General features: G+C 74.7%; 24 protein-coding genes. 10 read left to right on the top strand and 14 right to left on the bottom strand.

Translation table 11 applies throughout. From position 1 onward, the window contains the following. Window positions 1-14 precede the first annotated feature (14 nt). Window positions 15-4,049, bottom strand: coding sequence for an Ig-like domain repeat protein (locus tag ABEA53_RS01530; protein ID WP_345479152.1), 4,035 nt, complete (start codon window positions 4,047-4,049; stop codon window positions 15-17). Between the two features lie 400 nt (window positions 4,050-4,449). Between ABEA53_RS01530 and ABEA53_RS01525 the strand changes: the two genes are divergently transcribed. After that, entirely contained in the window at window positions 4,450-4,935 is a 486-nt protein-coding gene (locus ABEA53_RS01525) for a hypothetical protein (protein ID WP_345479151.1), read from the top strand. Window positions 4,936-5,107: 172 nt separating this feature from the next. Here the strand turns inward: ABEA53_RS01525 and hxlA are convergent, their stop codons facing one another. Together hxlA and hxlB are read right to left on the bottom strand one after the other, a co-directional pair. Further along, window positions 5,108-5,731, bottom strand: a complete 624-nt coding sequence (gene hxlA, locus ABEA53_RS01520) for a 3-hexulose-6-phosphate synthase (RefSeq protein ID WP_345479150.1) — start codon at window positions 5,729-5,731, stop codon at window positions 5,108-5,110. 41 nt (window positions 5,732-5,772) lie between these two features. Further along, window positions 5,773-6,351: a 6-phospho-3-hexuloisomerase gene (hxlB, locus tag ABEA53_RS01515; protein ID WP_345479149.1), complete on the bottom strand. Its 579-nt coding sequence runs from the start codon at window positions 6,349-6,351 to the stop codon at window positions 5,773-5,775. Window positions 6,352-6,454: 103 nt separating this feature from the next. On the opposite strand from hxlB, the gene ABEA53_RS01510 reads away from it, so the two are divergent. Beyond that, entirely contained in the window at window positions 6,455-7,282 is an 828-nt protein-coding gene (locus ABEA53_RS01510; RefSeq protein WP_345479148.1) for a helix-turn-helix transcriptional regulator, read from the top strand. A gap of 3 nt (window positions 7,283-7,285) precedes the next feature. Here ABEA53_RS01510 and ABEA53_RS01505 read toward each other — a convergent pair whose 3' ends face one another. Beyond that, window positions 7,286-8,731 carry a flavin-containing monooxygenase gene (locus ABEA53_RS01505; protein ID WP_345479147.1) on the bottom strand — a complete coding sequence of 482 codons (1,446 nt, stop codon included), beginning with the start codon at window positions 8,729-8,731 and terminating at the stop codon, window positions 7,286-7,288. Then, window positions 8,728-11,163 (bottom strand): 7,8-didemethyl-8-hydroxy-5-deazariboflavin synthase CofG, encoded by a 2,436-nt coding sequence (cofG, locus tag ABEA53_RS01500; protein ID WP_345479145.1) that lies wholly within the window; start codon window positions 11,161-11,163, stop codon window positions 8,728-8,730. Before cofG ends, ABEA53_RS01505 begins: the two co-directional genes overlap by 4 nt. 291 nt (window positions 11,164-11,454) lie before the next feature. Between cofG and ABEA53_RS01495 the strand changes: the two genes are divergently transcribed. After that, on the top strand, window positions 11,455-12,228 hold the full coding sequence (locus ABEA53_RS01495; RefSeq protein WP_345479144.1) for a transglycosylase family protein: 774 nt from the start codon (window positions 11,455-11,457) through the stop codon (window positions 12,226-12,228). A gap of 13 nt (window positions 12,229-12,241) precedes the next feature. Here the strand turns inward: ABEA53_RS01495 and ABEA53_RS01490 are convergent, their stop codons facing one another. Continuing rightward, complete coding sequence (locus tag ABEA53_RS01490; RefSeq protein ID WP_345479143.1) at window positions 12,242-13,372, bottom strand: acyltransferase family protein; 1,131 nt, start codon at window positions 13,370-13,372, stop codon at window positions 12,242-12,244. Between the two features lie 82 nt (window positions 13,373-13,454). Next, entirely contained in the window at window positions 13,455-14,990 is a 1,536-nt protein-coding gene (locus ABEA53_RS01485) for a hypothetical protein (RefSeq protein WP_345479142.1), read from the bottom strand. Between the two features lie 111 nt (window positions 14,991-15,101). Between ABEA53_RS01485 and ABEA53_RS01480 the strand changes: the two genes are divergently transcribed. Beyond that, window positions 15,102-15,260, top strand: coding sequence for a hypothetical protein (locus tag ABEA53_RS01480; protein WP_345479141.1), 159 nt, complete (start codon window positions 15,102-15,104; stop codon window positions 15,258-15,260). Window positions 15,261-15,299: 39 nt separating this feature from the next. Here the strand turns inward: ABEA53_RS01480 and ABEA53_RS01475 are convergent, their stop codons facing one another. Continuing rightward, a complete protein-coding gene (locus ABEA53_RS01475) occupies window positions 15,300-16,325 on the bottom strand; it encodes an aldo/keto reductase (RefSeq protein ID WP_345479140.1) in 1,026 nt (341 codons plus the stop codon). A 125-nt stretch (window positions 16,326-16,450) separates the two neighbouring features. Between ABEA53_RS01475 and ABEA53_RS01470 the strand changes: the two genes are divergently transcribed. The 3 genes from ABEA53_RS01470 (at window position 16,451) to ABEA53_RS01460 (ending at window position 18,397) form a co-directional block, all read left to right on the top strand. Then, window positions 16,451-17,050: a TetR/AcrR family transcriptional regulator gene (locus ABEA53_RS01470; RefSeq protein WP_345479139.1), complete on the top strand. Its 600-nt coding sequence runs from the start codon at window positions 16,451-16,453 to the stop codon at window positions 17,048-17,050. 86 nt (window positions 17,051-17,136) lie between these two features. Beyond that, complete coding sequence (locus ABEA53_RS01465) at window positions 17,137-18,171, top strand: iron-containing redox enzyme family protein (protein ID WP_345479659.1); 1,035 nt, start codon at window positions 17,137-17,139, stop codon at window positions 18,169-18,171. After that, entirely contained in the window at window positions 18,164-18,397 is a 234-nt protein-coding gene (locus tag ABEA53_RS01460) for a CDGSH iron-sulfur domain-containing protein (protein WP_345479138.1), read from the top strand. Before ABEA53_RS01465 ends, ABEA53_RS01460 begins: the two co-directional genes overlap by 8 nt. A 5-nt stretch (window positions 18,398-18,402) precedes the next feature. Here ABEA53_RS01460 and ABEA53_RS01455 read toward each other — a convergent pair whose 3' ends face one another. From ABEA53_RS01455 to ABEA53_RS01440, 4 genes are all read right to left on the bottom strand, one after another. Next, on the bottom strand, window positions 18,403-19,707 hold the full coding sequence (locus tag ABEA53_RS01455; RefSeq protein ID WP_345479137.1) for an alpha/beta fold hydrolase: 1,305 nt from the start codon (window positions 19,705-19,707) through the stop codon (window positions 18,403-18,405). Window positions 19,708-19,753: 46 nt separating this feature from the next. Further along, window positions 19,754-20,020, bottom strand: a complete 267-nt coding sequence (locus tag ABEA53_RS01450) for a hypothetical protein (protein WP_345479136.1) — start codon at window positions 20,018-20,020, stop codon at window positions 19,754-19,756. 267 nt (window positions 20,021-20,287) lie between these two features. Next, a complete protein-coding gene (locus ABEA53_RS01445; protein WP_345479135.1) occupies window positions 20,288-20,968 on the bottom strand; it encodes a class I SAM-dependent methyltransferase in 681 nt (226 codons plus the stop codon). A gap of 94 nt (window positions 20,969-21,062) precedes the next feature. Next, window positions 21,063-22,577, bottom strand: coding sequence for a glycosyltransferase family 2 protein (locus ABEA53_RS01440; RefSeq protein WP_345479134.1), 1,515 nt, complete (start codon window positions 22,575-22,577; stop codon window positions 21,063-21,065). 363 nt (window positions 22,578-22,940) lie between these two features. On the opposite strand from ABEA53_RS01440, the gene ABEA53_RS01435 reads away from it, so the two are divergent. Genes ABEA53_RS01435 through ABEA53_RS01425 form a run of 3 tightly spaced genes read left to right on the top strand, consistent with a single transcriptional unit; the run spans window position 22,941 to window position 23,689 of the window. After that, window positions 22,941-23,186, top strand: a complete 246-nt coding sequence (locus ABEA53_RS01435) for a hypothetical protein (RefSeq protein ID WP_345479133.1) — start codon at window positions 22,941-22,943, stop codon at window positions 23,184-23,186. Between the two features lie 58 nt (window positions 23,187-23,244). Next, complete coding sequence (locus ABEA53_RS01430) at window positions 23,245-23,451, top strand: hypothetical protein (protein ID WP_345479132.1); 207 nt, start codon at window positions 23,245-23,247, stop codon at window positions 23,449-23,451. Further along, the gene (locus ABEA53_RS01425) at window positions 23,435-23,689 is read left to right on the top strand and encodes a hypothetical protein (protein ID WP_345479131.1); all 255 of its coding nucleotides are present in this window, start codon (window positions 23,435-23,437) and stop codon (window positions 23,687-23,689) included. Before ABEA53_RS01430 ends, ABEA53_RS01425 begins: the two co-directional genes overlap by 17 nt. Window positions 23,690-23,779: 90 nt before the next feature. On the opposite strand, the gene ABEA53_RS01420 is transcribed toward ABEA53_RS01425, so the two are convergent. Both ABEA53_RS01420 and ABEA53_RS01415 read right to left on the bottom strand, forming a co-directional pair. Continuing rightward, window positions 23,780-24,751 carry an NAD-dependent epimerase/dehydratase family protein gene (locus ABEA53_RS01420; RefSeq protein WP_345479130.1) on the bottom strand — a complete coding sequence of 324 codons (972 nt, stop codon included), beginning with the start codon at window positions 24,749-24,751 and terminating at the stop codon, window positions 23,780-23,782. Next, window positions 24,748-25,185, bottom strand: coding sequence for a MerR family transcriptional regulator (locus ABEA53_RS01415; RefSeq protein ID WP_345479129.1), 438 nt, complete (start codon window positions 25,183-25,185; stop codon window positions 24,748-24,750). The genes ABEA53_RS01420 and ABEA53_RS01415 overlap by 4 nt, the downstream gene beginning before the upstream one ends. Window positions 25,186-25,195: the final 10 nt, after the last annotated feature.

The following is a 25,195-nucleotide window of genomic DNA, read 5'->3' as shown; positions in this document are numbered from 1 at the left end:
CAGCGGCGCGGCGCTCACGACCGCGCGCCCCGCCTCCTGCGCGTCGCCGCCAGCAGCACGAGCAGCAGCACCCCGGCGCCGAGCAGCGCACCGCCCACGCCCAGAGGACCGACGACGGCGCTGCCGGTCTCGGCGAGCCGGCCGCCGCGGATCGTGACGGTGACGATCTTCGACGAGCCGTCCGGCCGGACCAGGCGATAGGTGAAGCGGTCGGCCTGCGTCGCGGAGCCGTCCGCCCGGTACCGGAACGCGCCCTGCTGGAGCGTCACGCTGCCGTGCGCGGGGCGCTCCAGCACCTGGATCGAACCGGCGGCGCCGACCGGGGCCTGCACCGACACGGTGAGCCGGCCGTCCGCGCCCGTGGTGGCCGTGACGGTCTGCGCCTCCCGTGCGGGCTGCTGCACCCGGACGGTCGTGCGGGCCGAGGCGGTCAGGTGCGCGTCGTCGCCGGAGTACTGCGCCGTGAGCTTCGCGGTGCCCAGCGGCCAGCGCACGTGCGCGACGGCGCACCGGTCGCCGGGCAGCGTGATCGTGCAGACGGCGTCGTCCTCGCGTCGGATCCGCACGGTGCCGGTGGCCGCGTCCGGCAGCCCGGCGACCGTGAGCACCACGGTCGCGCCGGGCTCGACGGCGGCGACGGCCGCGCGCACGGACAGCGTCACGGCGTCCCGCAGCACCGTCAGCCGCACCGCGCCGGTCGAGGCGCCGTGGTTCGCGTCGCCGGAGTAGCGCGCCACGACGTCCGCCGAGCCCGCCGGCAGCGCGGCGGTCGAGGTGCAGGCGGTGTCGGGCAGCACGACGGTGCAGAGCAGGGCGCCGGACCGCAGACGGAACGCGACCGTGCCGGTGGCCGCGTCGTCGCCGCGCAGGTCGAGCCCGGCGACGGTGAGGACCGGCTTGACGCCCGTCGAGACCGTGGTGGCGAGCGCGCCCGCCGTGATCGCCGTGTCGGCGGCAGCGATCGTGAACGCCGCCGAGTCCGACGAGTCGAGGTAGCGGTCGTCGCCGGAGTAGGTCGCGGCGAGGCGGTACGCGTCGGCGGGCAGGGCGCGCGCGGTCATGCAGGCGCGCCCGTCCTCGAGCCGCACCGTGCAGAGCAGGTCGCCGTGCTGGTCGACGAAGCGCACGGTGCCGGTCGCGTCCGCGGGCAGCCCGCCGGCGACGAGCTGTCGCGCGGTGCCGAAGGCGCTGGTGCCGCCCGGCGCGGAGGCGGTGACCGCGGTGGGCGCCTTGACGACCTGGAAGGCCGTCGTGGCCGTCGCGGAGGGGTAGGAGGCGTCACCGGAGTAGGTCGCGGTCACCGCGCGCTGCCCGACCGTCAGGTCGCGGGCCGTGGTGCAGGAGGCGGCCGCGGTGACGTCGGGCACCGAGCACAGCGGTCCGCGCGCGTCGGCGAAGGCGACGCCTCCGGTCGCGTCCGCGGGCAGGCCGCTGACCGACAGCACCTGCGCGGTGCCGGAGGGGATGCGAGCAGCCGCGACGTGCGCGGCGAGCGCCGGCGCCGCGCCCTGCACGACCCGTACCGCGAACGACGCGGAGGTCGCGGGCGCGAGGAGGCCGCCGCCCGAGTAGGCCGCGACGATCGTCTCGGTGCCGACCTCGAGGTCGGCGGGCGCGGCGCACGAGGAGGCCTGGGCCACGTCGAAGCCGCAGAGCGCGCGGCCGCGCTGGTCGGTGAACGAGACCGTGCCGGTGGCGCCGACGGGCAGCCCGGTCGCGGTGAGGGCGATGCGGGCGCCGTGCGCGACGGACGCGCCGTCCGGGCCGGCGGCGAGGGTCACGGGCAGCCGAGTGACGGCCAGCGGAATCGGTGCGGACTGCGCGGCGGTGTCGTGCGCGTCGCCGGAGTACGTCGCGACGACCGTTCGGGCGCCGATCGTCAGCGACGCGGGCGTGGTGCAGTCGGTGGCGGGCAGGGTCGCGGTGCAGAGCAGCGCCCCGTCGCCCGAGCGGTAGGTCACGGTGCCGGTGGCGGCAGTCGCGCCGCGCAGCGGGAGCCCGCCGACCGACAGCACGACCGGCGTGCCGAAAGCCGTGCTCGCGCTGCTGGCGGACGCGGTGATCGCCGCGGTCCGCTGCACCACCGTGTAGGAGGCGCGCAGGAGCGCGGCGTCGTGGTTCGCGTCGCCGGAGTACCGCCCCTCCACGGCCACCGCGCCGACGTCGACGGTCGAGGAGGCGGTGCACGAGGTCGCGGGCAGGGTCGCGGTGCAGAGCGCTGCACCAGCCGAGGTCTGGAAGGCGATCGTGCCGGTCGCGGTCGGGTCGAAGCCCGTGCCGGTCAGCAGCGCGCCGGTCCCCCACGGCGTCGAGCCCGGCGCCGCGGTCATCGCGAGGCCCGTGGCGGTCGCGCGGGCGACCTGGAACGAGGTGGTCGCCGTGATCGCAGGACCCGAGGCGGGCTGCCACGTCGCCGTCACCGCGTGCGCGCCCGCCGATGGGCGTGCGGCGACGCAGGACCGAGCGGGCAGCGTCGCCGTGCACAGCGGGCCGGCCGCGTCCGTGAAGGCGACGGTGCCGGTGGCCGCACCGGAGATCCCGGCGACGGACAGCGTCTCGTCGGTGCCGTAGCCGATGTCGTACGACTGCGCGGTCATCCGCGTGACCGTCAGCGCAGTGGTGGCGCTCGCCGGCCTGCCGTCCCGGCTGGAGACGGTCGCGGTCACCGTGGCCGGTCCCGCGGTCGCACCGGTGACGGGGATCACCACGGCGGGCAGGTCCCCGCCCGGCGGAACCGCTGCGGCGGGCGTGATCGTGCACGTCGCGGTCGCACCGGAGGTGGTGCAGGCGTAGCCGTTCGCGGTGAACGAGCCCGTCGGCGGGGTGATGCCGGAGGAGAAGGCGGTGCGGACCGTGACGGGCACGCCCGCCGGCTCCTGACCGTCGTCCGCCCCGAGGTGCGGGGTGACCACGACGCTCCCGGACGCCCCGAGCGCGAGCTGGCCCTGCTGGTCGTCCGTCGCCGTCAGCGAGTAGACCGGGACCGGCCCGGTGAGCGAGGTGGCACGGTAGCCGGCGATCTCGTGCGTCTCGGTCGAGCCGCCGGTCGAGCCGGCCCAGCCGAAGGTCGCGACGTACGGCACCCCCGTCGAGTCGAGCCAGGCCGCCGGAGCGCTGCCCGCCGCGGACGGCAGCGGTCCCGTCCTGGTCTGCACGGCCGCGAGCGCGGTGTCCCCGGTGGTCCCGTTGCTGTACGGGGTCACGGAGATGAACCAGCTGCGCGCCGGCACCTGCTGCCCGCCGCGGGTGGTCGCGGGGCTCGAGGAGGGGTTGATCGCGACCTCCACGGGCACCGGCGCCGGTCGGGCGGTCGCGCCCTGCTTGTCGAGCTTCCCGGACACGACGAGCGGCGAGCCGAGCACGCAGTAGCCGGAGGTGCCGTCGCCCGGCCCGCGGACCGTGATCGCGTTGGGCGTGCGCGGGGGCGTCGAGTTCTGTCCGCAGCCGTTCGCCGTGTTCGAGCCGGTCTGCGCGAAGTTGCCGTACACGTCGACGCCGAGCCCGAGGTAGCCGTTGGCGACCCCGCGCACGCCGTTCGCGGTCGCGTAGCCGAGGCCTTCCCCGACCGCGCCGCCCGTCGCCGGTGCGGCGGGCGCGGTCGGGTCGGTCGCCGCGAGCACGAAGGAGATGCCGTCCGCCCCCGACCCGTTGTACTGGTAGCTGTCGAACGTGATGTCGAGCCCCTGCGCGAGCGGCACCCCGGCGGTGCTGAAGACGCTGCCCGCGAGGTAGGTGCCCGAGCCGGTGAGCCGCAGCACGCCCTGCCCGGCGGCGTCGGCCGTACTGAGCGCGCATCCCTTGATGGGCGCGGTCGCGGTGCTGGTGCCCGCGGTCAGGCAGGCGTCGTTCCTGCCGCCCGTGGACGGCAGCGCCCACTGCGGCTTCGCGGTCGTCGCGCCGGTGAAGGTCTCGTCGAGCAGATCCGAGCGCATGTTCGCCGCGCTCGCGGGCAGGACGAGCGCGCCGCAGAGCAGCGCGACGACGCCGACGGCGGCTGCGGCGAGCGACGCCGAACGGCGTCGGCGGGCGGCTCTGGGGGTTCCGGGCACGGGGATCCTTCGGCGGACCCGAACGGGGAGGGGTGGGCACGCTCGCCGAAGGTCTCATGCCGACGCTCCGCCGCAGCGGAGGCCGAGCCGGTCGCCTGTCCCCCAGAAGAGGGGTCAAATGCGTGCAGTGCGCTCCGGCGCGGAGTGCACCGGCCGAGGCTGAAGAAGGTTCCGCAGGCTCAGGTGTGGGCGTGTGGCCCCCGCCCGATCGGGTCGCCACGATTCCGGCAGCACGCGAGTACCCGCTGCTCGGTGGATCGCGCAGCTCGGGCGTGGCGCACGGGGTCCACCTCAACGAACCCGGAAGCTTAGCCCGCCGCAAGCGGGGACCCGGTTCTCTCGACGCGCGCGCACTCGTCGCAGACCGGCTCATCCGGGCCGGAGAAGAAGAGGGAGAACCATGTCGCACGCCGCCGTTCACGCAGTGAAGCTCGCCGCCAAGCACGGCCCGCAGGTCGCCAAGCTGATCGCCAAGCACGGCCCTCAAGCCGTCTCCGCAGGCATGGCGTTCGCTGGTTTCCTGCAGAAGAACCCGGACCTGCCGGCGCAGGTGCAGGAGCGGATCGCCAAGATCTCGCAGCGGGCCGATGCGGTGAAGAAGGATCGGAGCGAGGCGGCTCAGATCCGCGAGAAGCTCGTCATCATTCGGAGCGAGGCGCACGACCTGCACGCGGAGGACGCCGACTTCCTGGTCGAGGACACGCAGGCTTGGATCGCTCGCGCGAACGGCATCGAGCACGCCCTCCGATTGGGCGAGCAGCAGTCGAAGGCGGAGCAGAAGCAGACCTTCACCCGGCTCAAGACCGACGCCGAGCAGCTGCTCGGCGAGATCATCGCTGCGGTCGCAGCCGGTGGCACGGCGGAGCACAGCGCCGTCGGAGTCTGATCGACCGCTTCCGACGACAGCGCGACGCGCTGAATTGAGCGAGGGCCCTGGTCACGCGACCGTGCGAGGAACCCGACCGGCTCGGGGCGACGATCCCAAGGGCGTACTTCCCGTCGCCGAGACCGGACGCCGGACTCCGTCCTCACCAGGGCGGAGTCCGGCGCTCCCCGGATCAGACGATGGCGGCCCGCAGCGCAGCAGCGGCCGCGCCCACGTCGGGCGCGCCGTAGATCGCGCCGCCGGCGACGGCGACGCGGGCGCCCGCGTCCTGGACGGACTTGATGGTGGCGGTGCTGACGCCGCCCGCGACCGAGAACGGCACGCCTGCGGACTCGCCGTCCTGCAGCAGCGTGCCGAAGGTGAAGCCCTCCTCCGCCTGCTCGTCGAGGCCCGCGTGCATCTCGACGAACTCGACGCCGAGGGCCGTGACCTCCTTGGCCCGCTCGGCCTTGTCCGGCACGCCGATCAGGTCGGCGACGATGCCCTTGCCGTGCTTCTTCGCGGCCTTGACCGCACCGGCGATGGTGCTGTCGCCGGCGAGGCCGAGCACGGTCACCAGGTCGGCGCCGGCGGAGAAGGCGGTGTCCGCCTCCAGCTCGCCCGCGTCCATCGTCTTCAGGTCGGCGAACACGATCTTGTCGGGGTGCGCCTGCTTGATCGCGGTCACGGCGGACAGGCCCTCGGCCTTGATCAGCGGGGTGCCCAGCTCGAGGATGTCGACGTGCGGGGCGGCCGCCGCGGCGAGCTCCAGCGCCTTCTCGGTGGTCAGGGTGTCCATGGCGAACTGCAGCTGCATTCGAGTTCCTTCTTCTTCGGTGGTGTGGAGGTCGTGGCTCGTCACTCGAGGTTCGCGTGACGGGGCCACAGGTCGTCGGCGCTCTGCCCGGAGCGCTGCCAGAGGGCGTGGAACAGCGCGTCGCCGATGAGGACGACGGACTGCTCGAAGAGGCTCCCGGCGTACTGCGCCGAGGCGGTGCCGGAGCGGTCGAGCTTCGCCGCGGCCGGCACGACGAGCGCGACGGTCGCGGTGGAGGCGAGGTCGGAGTCGGCCGCGGTCGTGACGAGCACGACGTCCGCCCCGACGCTCGCGGCGGTCTCGGCGGCGCGGACGATGACGCCCGTCGTGCCGGATCCGCTCGCGGTCACCAGGAGGTCGCCGCGCTCGATCGCGGGCGTCGTCACCTCGCCGACCACGTGCACGTCGAGTCCGAGGTGCATCAGGCGCATCGCCGTCATCCGCAGCGCGAGCCCGGACCGGCCGGCGCCCAGCACGAACACGCGCGGGGCTGCGGCGACCAGCTCCGCGACGCGGGCGAAGCCGTCGGCGTCCGAGCGCACGAGCGCGGCGACGACGGTCGCGACCTCCGTGCCGATCGCGGCGAGCGCGTCGGCGACGTCGTGGTTCTCGGCAGGCATGCCTCCAGCCTGCGCGCCCCGCCCGGGCCGCGTCTCCTCCCCCGACGGCCGGTTCTCCCTACCCGGACGGGTAGGCGGACATAGGCGGGTAGGGTCCGCCTCCATGGAGACCGCTGCAGCACTCCCCTCCGCGGCCTCGCGCCGTCTCGTGCTGGAGCACGCGCGGACCATGGCGGAGCAGGCGGACCGGCACGCGGTGACCCTCGAGTCGGTGCTCGCCATCCTGCGCAGCACGCACCTGGACGACGCGGCCGCCCGCCGCATGGCGATCGACGCGGCGACCACCGCGCTGATCCGGCTGCGCACGGTCACCGACGACGAGCGCAGCACGATGCTCGAACCGGTCGTCGGCGCGTTCGCGCGCCTGCGGTCGGACCTCAACCCGCTCGCCCGCTTCGGCGGGCTGGACGTGCAGTTCGTGGAGCCGCCGGCGACCGGCCGCGCCCTGCCCGGCGAGGTCGCGCACGCGGCGCGGGCCATCGTGCGGACCGCGGTGCTCGCGCTGGTCGAGACGGGCACGAGCCGGCGGGTGCGGGTGCAGTGGGACTGCGACGGGCTCAACCTGCTCGTCGGCATCCGCGACGACGGGCCGGGCGAGCTGAACCAGCACGACGACTCCCTGCGCCCGATCGCCGAGCAGGTGACGGCGCTCGACGGCACGCTCGCGGTCGCGTCGACGCCGGGCTGGGGCTCCTCCCTCGACATCCGCCTGCCGCTCGACCCGCCTCCCGCGCCCGACCAGCTCGAGGACCACGTGACCCTGTCGACGCGGGAGCGGGAGGTGCTGCACCTCGTCGCGTCGGGCGCGCGGAACCGCGACATCGCGGCGCAGCTCGGCGTGAGCGACAACACGGTGAAGTTCCACGTCTCGAACCTGCTGCGCAAGACGGGCACGGCGACCCGCAGCGAGCTCGCGGCGCTCACGCGGTAGCGCTCAGCGGCGGGCGAGCACCCGGTACGGCTCGGGATCGAAGCGTCCGTTGCGCTCGCGGAACGCGGTGGCGGTGCCGGGCCACAGGAGGGCGAGGCGGCCGGAGGCGCCGTGGCGGTACCAGCTGTCGCAGGTCAGCCACACGGTGTCCGCGGCGCGCGCCTGGACCTCGTCCGCGTACGCCTGCTCCGCAGCCGGGTCCACGTCGAGCACCGCGCCGCCCGCCACGTGGTCGAGCGCCCCGAGCACGTAGGCGATCTGCGTCTCGATCATGTGCACCGCGGAGTTGTGGCCGAGCGCCGCGTTCGGGCCGTCGAGCACGAAGAGGTTCGGGAAGCCGGGCACGGCGACGGAGGCGAAGGCGCGCATGCCCTCGGCCCAGGCCGCCGCGAGCGCACCGTCCGTGCCGGTGATCGTCGAGGCGATCGGCGGGCGGTCGGTGACGAAGCCGGTCGCGAGCACGAGGGCGTCCAGGTCGACGCGCTCGCCGGAGGCCGCCACGGCGGTCCCACCGTCGAGCGCGGCGAGCGCGGAGGGGACGACGCGGATCCCGCCCGCGGCGACGGCCGGGTAGTACTCGTCGCTCAGCAGGATCCGCTTGCAGCCCATCTCGGTGTCCGGCGTCAGCACGGCCCGCAGCGCGGGATCGGGCACCTGCTCCTCCAGGTGCGCGCGGGCGCGGGCGCGGGCGGCATCGAGCGCGGGCGTGCCGAGGCGTCGGGCGTCGAAGCCGGCCTCCTGCTCGGCGAAGAGCGCGGCCCGGTGCGCGGCGCGGGCCGCGTCGTCCGCGGCGAAGCGGGTCCGGGTCGCCTCGTCGTAGGCGACGTCCTCCCGCGGCACGATCCACGGCGCGGTGCGCTGGAACACGGTGACCCGGGCTCCGGCCTCGACGAGCCGGGGCGCGAGCTGCACCGCGGAGGCGCCGGTGCCGACGATCCCGACGGCCTCGCCTGCGACGTCGAGGCCCGGCTCCCACCGCGCGGTGTGCCGCACGGGACCGGGGAACGCCTCGAGGCCGGGCAGGTCGGGCATCGCGGGCTCGACGAGGCGCCCGACGGCGAGCACGAGCGCGTCCGCGGTCAGCACCCCGCGGTCCGTCGTGATGCGCCAGACGCCGGCGTCCGCCTCCCACGCCGCCCCGACCACCGCGGTGCGGAGGCGGATGCGGTCCTGCACCGGGCGGGCGCACCGCTCCAGGTAGGCGCGGATCTCGGCGCCGGGCGCGTAGCGGCGGCTCCACCCGGCACGGGGCGCGAACGAGAAGGAGTACAGGTGCGCCGGGATGTCGCACGCGACGCCGGGGTAGGTGTTGTCGCGCCAGGTGCCGCCGACGCCGTCGCCGCGCTCGAGCACCACCGCGTCGCGCCGGCCGGCCTCGGCCAGGCGCAGCAGCAGCCCGAGGCCCGCGATGCCGGCTCCGACGATCGCGACGCCGACGTGCTCGGTCATGCCACGCGCATCGGCAGCAGCGCCCGCGCCGCGGCGTCGGCGGCGGGCAGCGGAGCCGGCCGCGGTCGGCGGACCGCGGCGACCCGCTCCGGGTCGGCGAGGCCGTAGGCGGTGGTGCGCTGCACGACGCGGCGCCCCAGCCGGGCGGCGAGCGCGTCCACGTCGGCGACGGTGATCGACCGCCCCGCCTCCGCGCCCGCGTCGGGGTGCGCGGCGCCGGGCAGCAGCAGGCCGCCCAGGTCGTCCGCCCCGCCGGCGAGCACGGTCGCCGCTCCCCCGAGGCCGAGCTTGGGCCAGGCCGCCTGCACGTGGTCGATGCGGCCGGCGAGCAGCAGCCGGCTCACGGCGTGGACCGCGCGGGTCTCGCGGAGGGTCGGGCCCGGTCGAGCGCCGGCGGGCAGCCCGACGGGCGAGTCGGCGAGCACGAAGGGCATCGCGATCAGCTCCGTGAAGCCGCCGGTGTCGTCCTGGATCGCGGCGAGCGCGCGCAGGTGCGCGACGACGTCGCGCGACGTCTCGAGGTGGCCGTGGACCATCGTCGCCGTCGAGGTGAGGCCCGCCCGGTGCGCGGCGCCGACGAGCCGCACCCACTCGGCCGCGGGCACGTCGGTGCCGCCGGAGAGCGCGGCGCGGATCCGGTCGTCGAGGATGCGGGCGGCGGTGCCGGGCACGCTGCCGAGGCCGGCGTCGCGCAGCCGCGCGAGGAACGCCTCCGGGGCGAGCCCGGAGCGGCGCGCGCCGTCGAGGATCTCGGCGGGCCGGAAGCCGTGGACGTGCACGCCCGGGGCGCCGCTCCGCAGCGCCGCGAGCAGGGCGACGTGGTCGTCGCCGTCGAGGTCGGGGTGCAGCGGGCCCTGCACGCACACCTCCGTCGCACCGGCGGCCCAGGCCTCGGCGGCCAGCAGCGCCACGTCGTCCGCGTCGAGCCCGCCGCGCTCACGGCGCGGATCCCACTGCGCGCCGTCGAGGTTCCGGTTCGCGACGAACGTCATCACGTCGCCGAGCACGGCCGCCCGCTGGGCGTCGGCGGCCGCGGCGAGCTCGTCGAGGTCGGCGCCGTCCGCCTCCAGCAGCACCGCCCAGTCCGCGTCCGACAGGCGGTCGGGATCGTCCGCCGCCCTGCCGACGAGCGCGCTCAGCCCGGCGGGCGCGCGCGGAGCCGCGGGCACGGAACGCTCCGCGCCGACGAGGGCGAGCCCGGAGCCGTCGTCGAAGCGGTCGACCGCATCGCGCAGGGACGGGTCGATCCACTCCTCCCCGAGCCAGCGCGGGTGCGCGGTCAGCCGCTCGCGCAGGAGGAACCCGTGCTCGGCGGTCAGGCGCGCCAGGTCGTCGAGGTGCGGCCAGGGCCGCTCGGGGTTCACGTGGTCGGGCGTGACCGGGCTGACGCCGCCCCAGTCGTCGATGCCGGCGCGGAGCAGGGTGCCCAGCTCCTCCGGGTCCGTGAGGTTCGGCGGGGCCTGCAGGTGCGCCTCCGGTCCGAGCACGAGACGGGCGGTGGCGACGGCGGCGAAGTAGCGGTCGGCGGCCAGGTCGGGCTCGCCCTGCATCGCGGTGCGCGACTTCGCCCGGAAGTTCTGGACGATCGTCTCCTGCACCTGCCCCCACCGCTCGTGGCTGGCGCGGATCGCGACGAGCGACTCCGCGCGGTCGCGCAGGGTCTCGCCGATGCCGAGCAGCACCCCGGTGGTGAAGGGCACGCGGCTGCGCCCCGCGTCCTCCAGCACCTGCAGCCGCAGCGCCGGGTCCTTGTCGGGCGAGCCGAAGTGCGCACCGCCCCGCTCGGACCAGAGCGGCACCGACGTCGTCTCGAGCATCATCCCCATCGACGGCGCGAGCGGCCGGAGGCGCTGGAACTCGGCCCAGGTGAGCACGCCCGGGTTCAGATGGGGCAGCAGCCCGGTCTCCTCGAGCACGAGGCGCGCCATCGCGCCGAGGTACTCGAGGGTGGAGGCGAAGCCGCGCTCGGCGAGCCAGTCGGCCGCGGCGGACCAGCGCGCCTCCGGCCGGTCGCCGAGCGTGAACAGCGCCTCCTTGCACCCGGCGGCCGCGCCCTCCCGCGCGATCGCGAGCACCTGCTCGGGCTCCAGGTACAGCGACTCCCCCCGGCGGGCGAGCCCGTGCGGGGTGTCGACGAAGGTGCAGTAGTGGCAGCGGTCGCGGCAGAGCGTCGTCAGCGGGATGAAGACCTTGCGCGAGTAGGTGATGACACGGCCGGTGTCGCCGCCCCGCGCCGCGGCGCCCGCGTCCCGCGCCGCGGACGCCAGGACCAGCAGCGCCTCGAGCTCCTCGCCGCGCGCGGCCAGCAGGGCGGTCGCGGTCGACGCGTCGAGCCGCTCGCCCCGACCCGCTCGTGCCAGCGCGTCGCGGATGCGGCCGACGGGCGCCTCGTCGTCCTCGGGGACGCGCAGCATGCGGACCACGGGCACCACCGCCTCTTCATGACGTTCGGACGGTTCGTCGCTGAGCCGCGGCGGAGATCCGGGCCCGCGAGGTCGACGGGGGCCCGACTCCAAGGGCATCGAGCCTAAGCGCGCCCGCCTCCGCGTCGAGCCGAGCACCCCCAGTGCGGGGGACGCCGTCGCCGACGCCCGCGTGGCGCCGCGCCGGCGGGCGGCGGATTCCTATGCTCGCCCGCTGACGACGATCCGTACCGGTTCGTGGTCGACGACCGCGCGTGCCGATGCCGCACCGCGGCCGGATCGGATCCTGGGGAGGTCACGATGACGAAGCGCATCGCACTGCCGCGCGCGGTGTCCGGAGGGCTCGCCGTCGCGGCCCTGACGCTGACCGGGCTGGGCCTGTCGGCCGCCCCGGCGGACGCCGCGCCGCAGAGCCCCTGGGACGCGATCGCCCGCTGCGAGAGCGGCGGCAACTGGTCGATCAACACCGGCAACGGCTACTACGGCGGGCTGCAGTTCAGCGCCTCCACCTGGCGCGCGCACGGCGGCCGCGGGTCCGCCGCCTCCGCCACCCGGGCCCAGCAGATCACGATCGGCGAGCGCGTGGTGAAGAGCCAGGGCTGGGCCGCATGGGCGGGCTGCTCCGCGCGCCTCGGCCTGCACGGGCATCACGTGCCGAAGGCGCCCGCCGTGCACCACGCGTCGAAGCACGACGCGAAGCCGAAGGCGCACCACGAGGCGAAGCACGACCCGAAGCCGAAGGCGCACCACGACGCGGAGCACGAGTCGCACCACGAGGCGAAGCCCGCGGCCAAGCACCGTTCGCACGAGGAGGACTCGCCGAAGAAGTCGGCCGAGAAGGCCGAGCACCGCTCCGCACCGCGACACGCGGCGCACAAGGTCGGCCGGCACGCTGCGGCGCCGGCTGCGCACGGTGCGAAGTACACGGTGCGCAGCGGGGACACCCTGCAGGGCATCGCCGCGCGGCACCACGTCGCCGGCGGCTGGCGGGCGCTCGCGGACGCCAACGCGGCGCACATCGCGCACCCCGGCCAGATCTTCCCGGGTCAGGTCCTCCGCCTCCCGGCGAAGTAGCGGCGGAGAGGCCTCAGCGCCGTCCGGACGCACCGACCGCGACCCGCTCGCGGTCCTGCTCGGCGGGCTGCGCGGCGCCGTCCCGAGCCGCCTCCTGCGAGACCGCCTGCGATCGCCGGCGGAGGCGGATCGACGCCGGCTCGACGGCCCACCGCGTCGCCGTCCGCACCCACGGGGTGGCGAGCAGGAACGGCAGCACGATCGCGCCCGCCGTGATGGCGGCGATGCCGAGCGCGCCCTGGTCGATGAGGAACGAGTGCACCCCGAAGTGCTGCAGGGTGCGGACCACGAGGCCGTGCAGCAGGAACGGGTACATCGTGAAGGCGCCGAGCGCCGTCAGCAGGCTCCGGCTGCGGGGCACGAGGGCGAGCGCCGCCACGATCATCACCGCGGTGACGACGTGGAGGCCGAGCGCGAAGACGACGTCGACGACGGGGCTCACGCCGAGCGCGTCGGCGCTCCACTCCCGGTCGAACCACCGCACGTCGAAGGACGGCGCGAGGGCGTAGGCCGTCAGTGCAGCGGCCACCACGACGGGCACGGCGGCGACGCGCACCCAGCCCTGCCGCAGCAGCGCGAAGTGGCGCTGCTCCAGGAACAGGCCGATCGCGAACCACGGCAGCAGCTGCAGCGTCCGTGACAGCGCGAACCCCGTGTCCGTGATGGTGACGCCGGTGACGAGGGACACGGCGATCGAGATCAGGATCGGGTGCGGGAGGCTCTTCAGCAGCGGCGCGCTCGCGCGCCAGAAGAACAGCGCGAGCAGGAACCAGCAGACGTAGATCGGCCCGGAGAGGTGCAGCGAGAAGGGCTCGTCGGCGACCCACGAGGTGACCGCCGCGTAGGCGGTCTGGAAGACCAGGTACGGCACGAGGACCGTGGTCACGAGCTTGCGCCACTGGTCGCGCCGCCCCTCGAACCCGCGGGAGAAGTAGCCGCACAGCAGCACGAACGCCGGCACGTGGAAGGAGTACACGACCATGTACGCGGCCTTCACGGCGCGGGAGTCGTCGAGCGCGGGCACCCAGTTGTGCCCGACGACGACCAGCACGATCAGCAGGAACTTCGCGTTGTCCAGGAACGGGTCGCGGACGCGGCGCTCGGTCCTGACCTGACCGCGGGCGAGATCGGCCGGGGCAGTCATCCCGGCATCGTCTCGAAGACCGCTGAGGAGACCCTGCACGCACGCCGCGAGCGGACCGGAGACGGCCGCACGTCCTCCGGGCTCATCGACCGGTGCGGAAGCTGAAGCGGCCGACCTCCTCGAGCACGCGGTCGCGCCGCACCTCCGCCTCGTTGGACGGGGTGAGCCCGAACACCTTCCCGCGCGTCAGCACGTAGGCGTCCGCCCGGCGCAGGTACGCCATTGCGCTGCGCTGCCACCTCGGGTTGTCCGGCCGGAACACCTGCTTCCCCCCGGCCGGCACGAGCACGTACCCGTAGCCGCTCGGGTCCGACCGCACGACGCAGCCGTTCCGGATCTCGGGCGTCAGGCGGTCCATCAGGATCAGGAAGGTCGGGTCGTCGGTGACGATGCAGCCGGGGATGCGGGCGGAGGCGGCGCGCATCGCCGCGACCGAGACGACCTTCTGGTTCGCGATGTCCACGACCTCGCGGAGACTCACCGACAGCTGCAGCAGCAGCGCGGCGGCGACCGACAGCACGAGGATCGGGCGCCGGTAGCGGCGGACGCGCTCCCCGAGCTGCACCGCGCCCACGCCGCCGACGAGCGCGAGCGGCCCCGCCGCGTACTGGGCGTAGTGCTGGAAGTACGACGGCGAGTACACGAGCAGCAGCCCGCAGGCGAGCATCAGCACCACGTAGCGGCGACCGCCCCGCACGGTCAGCGCGGCGAGCGCGAGCACCCCGACGAGCACCAGCACGACCGTGAGCACCGTCGGCCCGAGCAGCGCGAAGACGTCGCCCGTCGAGTCGTCGGGCGCGATGCCGAGCATCGAGCTCAGCCGGACGTTCGTCGGGTTGCCGGTCGACAGCGGCCGGCCGAGCTGCGCCCGCACCACGTCGCGCCACATCTTGGCGGGCGCCGCGGCGAAGAACGGCAGGTAGACCGCGACGACCGCCGCCGCGGCACCGAGCACGAACCAGCCGACGCGGCGCCGGGCGACGACGGCCAGCACCACGGCGGGCACCAGGTACCAGATCTTGAAGTCGATCGAGACGCCCGCGGCGACGCCCGCGAGCACGATCCACCGCCGCGCCGGGTGCCGGTCCGCGACGTCGAGCAGCAGGAGGGAGGAGAGCACCCCGGTGGCGCCGATCACCTCCAGCGTGACCGTCCGCTCGTCGTACGCGGCCGCGAACGACACCGCGTAGAGGAATCCGCCGACGACCATCGCGGAGAGTCCGAAGCGCCGCAGCACGAGTGCGATGAGCGCGCCGTTCAGGCCGCCGATCAGGGCGAACACGACGCGGGCGTCGATGAAGGCGTTCGCGTCGCCGATCCAGTTCGCGAGCAGCGCGAAGGGGGCGACGGCGAGCAGGAGCCCCGGCGGCTGCAGGAACAGCACGTCGCGGTAGGGCAGGTTGCCGTGCACCAGGTTCACCGCGGCGCTGAAGTGCACCCCGTCGTCGTAGACCCCGTAGAAGAGCGGATCGGGGTCGAACAGCATGTGCAGCCGCACGATCGAGCCGAGCGCCCCGACGAGCACCACGACGAGCAGGACCTGCCAGCGCCTCGGCGACAGCGGTGCGAAGCGCCCCCACAGCGGTGCCCGGGTCGAGGGCAGGCCGCGTTCGCTCACCGGCGGAGGGTAGTGGCGGCGGGAGGCGGCGGCGCGCACGACCCCCCGATCGCCGCGGCACCCGACCGAGGGCCCTCGACCGCCGGAGGGATCGAGGGGCACCATCGACGCGTGACGACGTACCTGATCCCGTTCCCCGGCGCGGCGATGCAGGTAGCGGAGGCGGAGCTCGCGGCGGTCGGCGCTTCGGCGCCGGCGGCGGTCGCGGAGGCGCAGGACGCCGGCGTCCTCGTGTTCGCCGGCGGGGTCCACGAGGGCGCCGTGAGCTGAGGCGGCCGCACCGCTCGAACGGCGCGACCGCCGACGCGGTCAGGCCGCGGAGCGCTGCGCGGCCGGACGACGCCGCAGGCCCGGGTCGCCGACCTCGGGGCCGCGGTAGACCATGTCCATCGCGCCGATGCTCTCCCCCGGCGGCACGATCGCGTCGATGCGGTCGAGCACCTCGTCCGACAGGGTCACGTCCATCCCGGCGAGCGTGTCCTCGAGCTGCTCCATCGTGCGCGGCCCCGCGATCGCGGAGGTCACGCCCGGGTGGGCGATCACGAACGCCATCGCGAGATGGGTGAGCGGGATGCCCGCCTCCTCGCTCAGCGCGACCAGCTGCTCGACCGCGGCCAGCCGGCGCTCGTCCCGGAAGTGCCGCATGCCCGTGCGCACGGAACGGAACTCGCCGTTCTCCTGCCCCGCCCGGTACCGCCCGGTGAGGGTGCCGCCGGCGAGCGGGCTGTAGACGAGCGTCCCCATCCCGTAGCGCTGCGCGACGGGCAGGATCTCGCGCTCGATCTCCCGGTCGAGGATCGAGTAGTTCGGCTGCTCGGTGCGGAACCGCTCGAAGCCGCGGCGTTCGGACACCCACTGCGCCTCGACGATCTCCGACCCGCGCATGGACGAGGTGCCGATCGCGCGGACCTTGCCCTGGCGGACCAGGTCGGTCAGCGCGGAGAGCGTCTCGTCGACGTCCGTGTCCGGGTCCGGCCGGTGCAGCTGGTACAGGTCGATCCAGTCGGTCTGCAGCGCGCGGAGGGAGCGCTCCACCGCCTGCACGATCCAGCGGCGTGAGGCGCCGCGGTGGTTCAGGTCGTCGTCGACGGGACCCCAGAACTTCGTCGCCAGCACGACCTGGTCGCGGCGCCCCTTGAGCGCCTCTCCGACGACCTCCTCGGAGTCGCCGTAGCGGTCGGCGGTGTCGATGAAGTTGATGCCGGCGTCGAGCGCGCGGTGCACGATCGCGACGCCCTGCTCGCGGTCGGGGTTGCCCATCGCGCCGAGCATCATCGCGCCGAGCGCGTAGGGGGTGACCTTGATGCCGGTGCGGCCGAGGGTGCGGTGCTGCATGTGAGAACTCCTCGCTCGCCACCTGCGCCGCAGCGGCGGAGGTGACCTATCATGACTGATGCGGAACATCGTTCCGTACTCACCACTCTAAGCGGAACACTGTTCCGACTGCAAGCGAGGAATCCATGCCTTCGACTCCGGACGCGCCCGAGCAGGTCGCGCCCCGCCCGCGGCGGGCCGATGCGCGGCAGAACCTCGACGCCCTGCTCGAGGCCGCGAAGGCGGAGTTCGCGGTCGCCGGCGTCGATGCGCCCGTGCGAGCGATCGCCGAGCGCGCCGGCGTGGGGGTGGGCACGCTCTACCGGCACTTCCCCCTCCGCTCCGACCTCATCTCCGCGGTGTTCCGCCGGGAGATGGACGCCTGCGTCGCGGCTGCGGAGGAGCTCGAGGCCGCGTTCCCGCCCGGCGAGGCGCTCGACCGCTGGATCCTCCGGTACACGGAGTTCGTGGCGACGAAGCGCGGCCTGGCCGCGGCGCTGCACTCGGGCGACCCGGCGTACGAGCCCCTCGCGGTGTACTTCTCGACGCGGCTCGCTCCGACCCTCGAGCGCCTGCTCGACACCGCCCGTGCGGACGGGGCGATCGCGCAGGACGTGGAGGCGGAGGAGTTCCTCGGCGCCGTCGCGAACCTCTGCCACGGCGGTGGCCCGACCGCCCGGGGCGCGGCGCACGCGGAGCGCATGGTGCGCCTGCTGCTCGCCGGGCTGCGCACCCCCGTCGCCTGAGCGGTCGTTCCGCTGTCGAACACGAGATCTACAGTGCTGCGGTGCCAGCCATCGTGCTCGACGACGCCGCCGTGCAGCAGCGTCCGATGCAGTTCCCCGTCAGCCGCGGCCCGGCGAGCGCCGCAGTCCTGAAGGTCCTCCGCGACCCGGACGACACCTCCGGCCTGCAGGACGCGATCGCCGCAGCGGTCGACGCCTCCGCGGACCTGCTCGTCGACGAGGACCTGCAGCTCGCGCTGTTCTGCCTGAACGAGCTGCACTACGGCGGCTTCGCGGAGGCCCGCGAGGACCTCGAGTGGGCGCCGGAGCTGAACGCGGCGCGCATCCGCATCGAGGGGCCGTTCGAGGCCGCCCTCCGCGCCGCGGTGCCGCCGACCGAGCGCCCGGAGCCGACGATGACCGGCGTCGCGGACGCGCTCTTCGCCCTCACCGCGGCCGACTCCGGCCCGAGCCTCTCCCGCTACCTCGCGCGCAGGGCCACGCTCGAGCAGGCCCGCGAGTTCCTGATCCAGCGCTCGATCTACACGCTGAAGGAGGCGGACCCGCACTCCTGGGGCATCCCGCGGCTCAGCGGCCGGGCGAAGGCCGCGCTCGTCGAGATCCAGTCCGACGAGTACGGCGGGGGCCGCGCCGGCCGGATCCACTCGGCGATCTACGCGGGCACCATGCGCTCGCTCGGGCTGGACGACGCGTACGGCACCTACATCGACGCGGTGCCTGCGGTGACGCTCACGGCGCTCAACATGAGCTCCCTGTTCGGGCTGAACCGGCGGCTGCGCGGCGCGCTCGTCGGTCACCTCGCCGCGTTCGAGATGACCTCGGCGATCCCGAGCCGCCAGTACGGCAACGGGTTCCGCCGGCTCGGCTTCGACGAGACGACGACCTACTACTTCGACGAGCACGTCGAGGCGGACGCCGTGCACGAGCAGATCGCCGCGCGCGACCTCGCTGGCGGGCTGATCGAGGCCGAGCCGCAGCTGCTCGACGACCTGCTCTTCGGCGCGGGCGCGTGCCTGGTCATCGACGGCCTGCCGGGCCTGCACATGCTCGAGCGCTGGGAGGCCGGCGAGTCCTCCCTGCGCACGCCCGCGCCGGCGGACGACGAGGCGCCCCGTGCCTGAGCGCGAGGAGCCGCCGCTGATCGTCGCGTACCCGAACGGGCCCCTGCTCGTCCGCGGGAACGTCGAGATCCTGACGCCCGAGGGCGCGCCGCTCCCCCGGCGTCGGAAGACCGTGGCGCTGTGCCGCTGCGGCAAGTCGACCATCAAGCCGTACTGCGACGGCACGCACAAGCTGATCGGCTTCGTCACCGAGCCGGAGGAGCCGGAGACGCCCTCCGGCTCCTGAGCCGCTCAGACCAGCGGGCCGCCCCGGTCGTCCAGCATCCGCTGGAGGTGGCGCACGACCTCGCCGCCGCTCGCGCCAATGCCGTCGTGCTCCCACTCGTCGGTCACCCAGGTGGTGAGGTTCGCGATCTCGCGCGCGGTCTGCAGCTGCAGGTCCGCGTCGACGTAGAGGTCGTCGAAGTAGACCGCGGCGACGACCGGGACCTCGTTCGCCGCGAGGCGGGCGCGGTCGTACCGCGCCGGCCAGTCGGTGCGCTGCTGCAGCACGTCCACGGCCGGGCCGAACGGCCGCAGCAGGCGGATCTCCTCGAACATCCACGGGTAGAACATCTCGCCCGTGAAGCGCAGCGGACGGGCGTCCTCGGCGAACTCCGGGTGCCGCTCGTGCTCCGTCTGCACTGCCCACCGCGTCGCGCCGGAGGTGTCGTCGGTGTACTCCGCGGCCTCCTGCAGCGCCGCCCAGAGCGGGTTCTCCTCGAACGAGGTGGCGGCGAGCGCGGAGCCGAGGAAGGCGTCGGAGAGCCGGCCGTCGCTGCCGAAGGCGGTGTCGAGCAGCCAGTGCAGCTCCTCGAAGCCGTGCTGCATGCCGAAGCGGGCGCCGCCGAGGAACTGCAGGCGGCGCACGGTCAGCCGGTCGCCGTCGGGCAGGCGCACGTCCTCGGCCGCCAGCAGGTCCGCGATGCGCGCGATCACCGCGGTGTCGCCCGGGTACCGCTGCTCGTACCGCCGGTTCTTCGACAGCGCCCGCGGGTAGGTGCGGCGGTACAGGTCGGCGGCGTCGGGTCGCAGCGACGGCAGCCCGCCCGTGATCATCGAGGCGGCCAGGCCCTCCGGCGCCGCGGACAGGTACTCGAGCGTGATCCACCCGCCGTAGCTCTGCCCGAACGTCGTCCACCGCCGCCCGCCGAAGACCGTCTTCCGCAGGTGCTCGGCGTCGCGCACGATCGAGTCCGCGCGGAAGCAGGCGAGGTAGGACGCGCCCTCCTCCGCGGACCCGAACGACGCCATGCGCCTCGCGTCGACCGGCGTGCTGCGGCCGGTGCCGCGCTGGTCGAGCAGCACGACCCGGTGGCGCTGCAGCAGCACGCCGAGCCAGCCGGAGGCGTCGAGCGGGCGCGGCGACCTCCCGCCCGGGCCGCCCTGCAGGAACACCACGAGCGGCAGGTCCTCGCGCTGCCGGTGGGCGGCGACCATCTCGCGGGCGAAGACCGTGATGGTCGGGCTCGCGTCCGGCGCCGACCAGTCGAGGGGCACCGCCACCTCGTGGTCGACCAGGTGCAGCCCGGGGATCGTGTACTCCGCGGTGATCATGCGTCGATCCTGCACCGCGGTCCGTCGACGTCGATGAGCGGACCGGTCAGCCCGCTCGCCCGTCCGCCTCGGCATCCGCCGGCACGGCGCCGCGGAAGCGCTGCTGCGCGCCCTGCTTGCTGAGCCCGTAGAGCGCGCCGATCGCCTTCCAGGTGGCGCCCGCCGCGCGCGCCTCACGCACGGCGGCGGCCTCCAGCGCCTCCATCCGCTCGCGCGCGGTCCGCATCGCGTCCAGCCGCCGCAGCGGATCGGGCACGGCCGCGAGCACGTCGACGGCGCGCTCGAAGCGCTTGAGCTCGGGACCCTCGGCCACGGCAACAGGCTACCCGCGCGAGCGATCCCGTCAACGGCCGGTTGCCTTGCTCGTCAAGGAGACGTTGACTATGGTCGACGGCGCGCTCCCGTTCGGAGCCCTGACCGCCGATGGAGGGAGGACTCGATGGCGAAGGACAAGAAGAAGGACAAGAAGAAGAAGAAGGACAAGAAGAAGAAGAAGAGCAAGAAGAAGTAGGCGCTCCGGCTCCTCCTCGGGGCACCCGACCTGCCGTGCGGCAGCGGGTGCCCCCGATCGCAGCCGGCCTCAGGCGTCCGGGACGACCCGCGGCACGAGCTTCGCGAGGCGCAGCAGCGCCTCGGCCGGGGACTCCACCCGCACCGGCCGCGGCTTCGTCCACACGATCGCGTAGCGCCACAGCGGCAGGCGCCGCCAGCGCATCGCGGGCAGGACCCGGGCAGCCGCGCGCCGCACCTGCGCGTACGTGTGCGGCGGCGGCCAGACGGTCGGCGCCGTGTGCTTCCACACCTGCCGACGCCGGGCCAGCACCCGGTGCTCGACCGCGCCGGCCAGGTCCGCGACGCGGTCGAGCGGCGTCGAGCTGCGCGCCAGCCCCACGACCGCCAGCACGCCGCCCGGCGCCGTCAGGTCCGCGAGCCGCTGGAACGTCGCCTCGAGATCGGGCAGGTGGTGCAGCGTCGCGACCGACGCCACCACGTCGAAGGAGTCGAGAGGGAACGGGTGCGTGCGCACGTCGCCCTCGATCCAGTCGACGCCGTCGTCCTCCTGCCGCGCCCGCTCGAGCACCGCGCCGTCCACGTCGATGCCCGTCACGCGCGGCACGACCCGCCGCAGATCGCGGGCGAGCAGCCCGTCGCCGGTGCCGACGTCGAGCGCCGTGCGCGCCCCCGGCGGCACCGCAGCCAGGATCAGCCGGTGGTAGTGGATGTTGTGGTTCCACCGGCCGTCGGGCACGACGTGCTGCACCCGCTCAGCATCCCGCCGCGACGCCCGCGGACCAAGCACCCCGCCCGCACATGACGACGGCTCCCGTTCCTGCGGACGGGAGCCGTCGGGCGCGTCAGCTCGCGGAGCGGAGCAGGTGCGGCACGTGGAAGTCGGCCGGCAGCAGCCGCCGCACGCGTCGCTTGAGGCGTGTGCGCAGGGGCACCGGCACCGGCACCGGCGCCTTGTACTTCGCGACCCGCAGCACGAGGCGGCCGGTGTCGAGGAAGCCGAACGTGGTCTCCTCGATCCGGCGCGCGCCCGGCTCGACGTGCAGGTCCGGCGCCGCGTCGGCGGGACGGCGGCGGCGGGTGCGGTGCTCGCCGGCGAGGGCGATCAGCGTCCACTTGCCGTTCGCGAGCCGCTCGTCGCCCGGCTTCAGCACGGCGTGCGCGACGCCGCCGTCCTCGTGCGTGACGTGCATCGGCCGGCGGACCCGGGAGCCGCCGTGCTGCAGCTCGACGCCCACGTGCGCGTACGCGGAGACCTGCTCGAGCAGCTCCTCCGCCGTCGGGTAGGGACGGCTGCCGGCGGCGGCCTCGGGCAGCTCGCCGTCGATGGTCAGGGCGGACCGGAGGTCGATGCGGATCGTGCCGTCGGCGTCGATCGAGGCCGCGGTCGCCTCGCTCGTCACGAGGACCGACGACTCCCACGCGGCGAGCGCCGCGACGTCCTCGTCCCTGCCGTCGAGCAGGAGGCAGGCGAGCATGCGGTCGACGGGCTTGAGGTCGGCGAGGTCCGCGTCGTCGTACCGGTCGAGCAGCAGCTGCCGCACCTCGTGCACGAGCTCCGGGGTGCCGAGCTTCTTGTAGCCGTCGCCGCGCAGCCGGGACAGCGCCTCGGCGCGCAGCCAGCGGCCGCGCATCAGGCGGCGGAGGTGCGGATCGCGCGCCTCCTCGTCGACGCGGTCGAGGCAGGCGCGGACGCTGCCGAAGTAGCCGTGCCAGTCGGGCTGCTGCTGCGAGATGTGCGGACGGCCCGGCTGGAAGGTGAGGTAGTAGCAGGGGTAGTCGGCGTAGACGCTCACGCGCTCCGCCCGCAGGTAGGCCGTGGTGACGAAGAGGTGGTCCTCGAGGCGGAAGTGGCCCTCGACGAAGCGGATGCCGTGCTCCTGCAGGAATGCGCGGCGGAACAGCTTCTGCGGCGCGAGCGACGACATGATCAGGCCCGGGTCGGCCTGCGCGTCGACCACCGTGTGCGTGATCGACGGGACGCCGCGGTTCTTGCCGACGGTCCGCGGCACGACGACGTCGGAGCCGTGCTCGATCGCGAAGGAGGTCAGGCGCTCCAGCGCCTCCGGGCCGAGCGTGTCGTCGTCGTCGCTGAAGAAGACGTACTCGCCGGAGGCGGCGTCCATCCCGACGTTGCGGGGTCTGCCGGGCCAGCCGGAGGGGGCCTCGCGCAGCAGCCGCATGTTGGCGTCGTCGGCGATGAGGCCCTCGACGACGTCCGCGGTGTCGTCGGAGGAGCCGTCGTCGACGAAGACCGCCTCCCACTCGTCGGTGGACAGGGTCTGCGCGCGCAGGGAGTCGATCAACCCCTCGACCGCTTGTCCCGTGTTGTACACGGGGACGACGACGGAGACCTTCATGGGCCACCTACCTCCTGTTCATGCGCGGCGGGCCGGTGTTCGAGCGCCCGCCGCCGGCGTGTGGTCGGGACATGCTGCACGCCATCGGGACCGAAGACGCGCCAATGTCTCGGCGTGGCACATCGCGTTGACCCTCGTTGCAGGTACATGCCCCGGGAACCCGGGGCGATCCCTCTGATCCCGCGGGATGCAGGTCGGCGATGCGCGCACGGCCTCCTGCGTCGCATGCCGGAGCGGATTCCGATCGCGCACGACGGACCCGGATCCGCTGCGGATCCTGGACCCTCGATCACAGGTCGAACCAATTCGCCGCGGCCCGGCGAGGCGCGGCTCAGTGCCCGCACAGAAATCTATGCTCGCGCCATGACGACCTTCGCGCCCCGCAGGCAGTCGCCTGTCGCAGCGGGACACGGCGCGCCCCTCCGCCTCCCCTTCACGAGCACCGCTCCGGCACCGTCGCCGATCGCGGCGCCCGTCGTGACGCCCGTCCGCGGCCGTCTCGCCGCATTCGTCGCCGGCCTCCGGCGCCGCCCCGCGAGCGTCAGCGCGCACGACGCGGTGTACCGGAACGATGACGGCGGCTCGGGCGACGACGGCGGCTGGGACTGACCGCTTCCCCTTCGATCACGGACGGGGTCTTGCCGCCCCTCCGCGTCAGGAGTAGTCAGTGCGGATGGATCTCCTGAGCCTCGCCATCGGCGGCGGCGCCATGGTCGTCGTCGTCTTCGCCGTCGGCGTGCTGATCGAGGTGCTGGTCCACCGGCGCTGGGGCCTCCGCTCGTCGTCGCCGCGGGAGGACCCGGCGCTGCAGGCGCACCAGCAGGCCGTGCGCAGCGGGACCGGGGGCTTCGGGTCCGGTGGCCCGCAGCACTGAGCACCGCGGACGTGCCGACGCGGTCGTGCTCCTGGGCACGGCGCTGCTGACCTCGGTGCTCCTCGCGCCGTGGACCGGCGCGATCTCCTCGACCGGCGGGACCCGGGCCTGGAACGTGCTCGGGTGGCCGCTCACGCCCGGCAGCGCCGGCGTGGCCGTCTGGCTCGGCGTCACCGCTGCAGCCCTGATCGCGGCGCGGCTCCTGATCCGACTCCATCGCGACCGCGCGTCGCGCTGACCGCGTCCCCGCTCCTCCACTTCCAGCGGACGGCTCCACCTGCTGCAGCGGGTGGAGCCGTCCGCAGCAGGTGGAGTCGCCGCTGGAGGGTCAGCCCTGCGGGGCGAGCATGCCGAGGTCGCGGAGGCGCTCCGCCGTCTCGACGATCGTCTCCGCCGCGGGCCGCGGGCGGAAGCCGAGCTCGCGCTTCGCCCGGTCGTTGTGGATCACGAGCGGCGCCGGCTCGTCGCCGGGCGCCTCCTGCACGGGCACCCGCGCCGCGAGCGCGCCCAGGCGCTCCCGGAGCACCTGCGCGACGCCGAGGAACGTCGTCGTGGGCCCGTCGGCGAGCGCCAGGTAGCGCTTGCCGGCCGCCTCCGGCACGGCCATCGCCGCGACGTGCAGCGCGGCGACGTCCCGCACGTCGGCGATGCCGAAGCGCTGCCGGGGCACGGCGGTCATGGTGCCGTCGAGCATCGCGATGAACAGCTGCAACGACGACCGGGCGGCGGTCGTCAGGGTCGGCCCGGCGATCCAGGTCGGGTTGAGCGCGACGAGCTCGGTGCCGCCGCCCTCCTGCTCGATGAAGTCCCACGCGGCGCGCTCGGCGACCGCCTTCGACAGCGGGTAGGCGGGCAGCCCGGGCGTCGACGGGTCGGTCCAGTCCCGCTCGTCGTAGTCGCGCACCGGCTTCGGCGAGTAGCCGACCGCGGCGAAGGAGGAGGTGAGGACCACCCGCCGCGCACCGGCGTCGCGCGCGGCGCGGAGCACCCGCAGCGTGCCGTCGCGCGCGGGCACCACGACCTCGTCGGGGTCCGTCGTCTGGATCATCGGCGACGCCACGTGGTGGACCTCCTCGACGCCGACGGCGGCGCGCGCCCACCCGTCGTCCTCGGTGAGGCTCGCGACCACCAGCTCCAGCCCGGCGTCGTCGGCCCCGCCGCGGCGCACGGCCGCGCGCACCTCCGCCTCGCTGTCGAGCGACCGGACGGTGCCGCGCACCTCGCTGCCCGACCGCAGCAGGTCCGCGATCAGATGCGTGGCGAGGTAGCCGGACGCGCCCGTGACCAGCACGGCGCTCATCGGATCGACGCCCAGAGCTTCGGCACGACCGCGTCCACGCCCCGCTGCGCCGCCGCCTCGGCGGCGGCGTCCTGCCGGTCGCGCGCGTCCCACAGCGCGGCCTTCGCGCGCAGGTAGTCGAGGTGCACCGCGAGCGTCTCGATCTCCTCCTGCACGCGGACGGCGTGCCGCTGCAGCAGGTCCCGCTGCTCGCCCGCCGCCGCCCTGCCGAGCGCCCGGTTCGCCTGGTAGGTGCGCATGTCCTCGATCCCGACGCCCATGGCGCGGAGGCACGCGAGCGCCTGCAGCGCATCGAGGTCCTGCTCGCCGTAGCGGCGGTGCCCGCTCTGCTCGTCGCGGGAGATCGGGCCGATCAGCCCGACCTCCTCGTAGTACCGCAGCGTCGGGCCGCTGAGCCCGCTCCGCTGCGACACGTCCTGGATGGTCATCGTCATGCGGCCATGA

Origin of the sequence: Amnibacterium soli, from assembly GCF_039544415.1 — a bacterium.
In the GTDB taxonomy this organism is placed as follows: Bacteria; Actinomycetota; Actinomycetes; order Actinomycetales; family Microbacteriaceae; genus Amnibacterium; species Amnibacterium soli.
The sequence above is the reverse complement of the archived record's forward strand: the minus strand, read 5'-3'. Positions and strand labels throughout refer to the sequence as shown.

Coding starts and splice junctions, on each gene's coding strand:
- ABEA53_RS01505 (WP_345479147.1), bottom strand. CDS start 8,731: ATGACCGAGCACGTCGGCGTCGCGATCGTCGGAGCCGGCATCGCGGGC.
- ABEA53_RS01455 (WP_345479137.1), bottom strand. CDS start 19,707: ATGATCACCGCGGAGTACACGATCCCCGGGCTGCACCTGGTCGACCAC.
- ABEA53_RS01490 (WP_345479143.1), bottom strand. CDS start 13,372: ATGACTGCCCCGGCCGATCTCGCCCGCGGTCAGGTCAGGACCGAGCGC.
- ABEA53_RS01470 (WP_345479139.1), top strand. CDS start 16,451: ATGCCTTCGACTCCGGACGCGCCCGAGCAGGTCGCGCCCCGCCCGCGG.
- ABEA53_RS01495 (WP_345479144.1), top strand. CDS start 11,455: ATGACGAAGCGCATCGCACTGCCGCGCGCGGTGTCCGGAGGGCTCGCC.
- hxlA (WP_345479150.1), bottom strand. CDS start 5,731: ATGCAGCTGCAGTTCGCCATGGACACCCTGACCACCGAGAAGGCGCTG.
- ABEA53_RS01435 (WP_345479133.1), top strand. CDS start 22,941: ATGACGACCTTCGCGCCCCGCAGGCAGTCGCCTGTCGCAGCGGGACAC.
- ABEA53_RS01440 (WP_345479134.1), bottom strand. CDS start 22,577: ATGAAGGTCTCCGTCGTCGTCCCCGTGTACAACACGGGACAAGCGGTC.
- ABEA53_RS01525 (WP_345479151.1), top strand. CDS start 4,450: ATGTCGCACGCCGCCGTTCACGCAGTGAAGCTCGCCGCCAAGCACGGC.
- ABEA53_RS01465 (WP_345479659.1), top strand. CDS start 17,137: ATGCAGTTCCCCGTCAGCCGCGGCCCGGCGAGCGCCGCAGTCCTGAAG.
- ABEA53_RS01420 (WP_345479130.1), bottom strand. CDS start 24,751: ATGAGCGCCGTGCTGGTCACGGGCGCGTCCGGCTACCTCGCCACGCAT.
- ABEA53_RS01475 (WP_345479140.1), bottom strand. CDS start 16,325: ATGCAGCACCGCACCCTCGGCCGCACCGGCATCAAGGTCACCCCCTAC.
- hxlB (WP_345479149.1), bottom strand. CDS start 6,351: ATGCCTGCCGAGAACCACGACGTCGCCGACGCGCTCGCCGCGATCGGC.
- ABEA53_RS01510 (WP_345479148.1), top strand. CDS start 6,455: ATGGAGACCGCTGCAGCACTCCCCTCCGCGGCCTCGCGCCGTCTCGTG.
- ABEA53_RS01415 (WP_345479129.1), bottom strand. CDS start 25,185: ATGACGATGACCATCCAGGACGTGTCGCAGCGGAGCGGGCTCAGCGGC.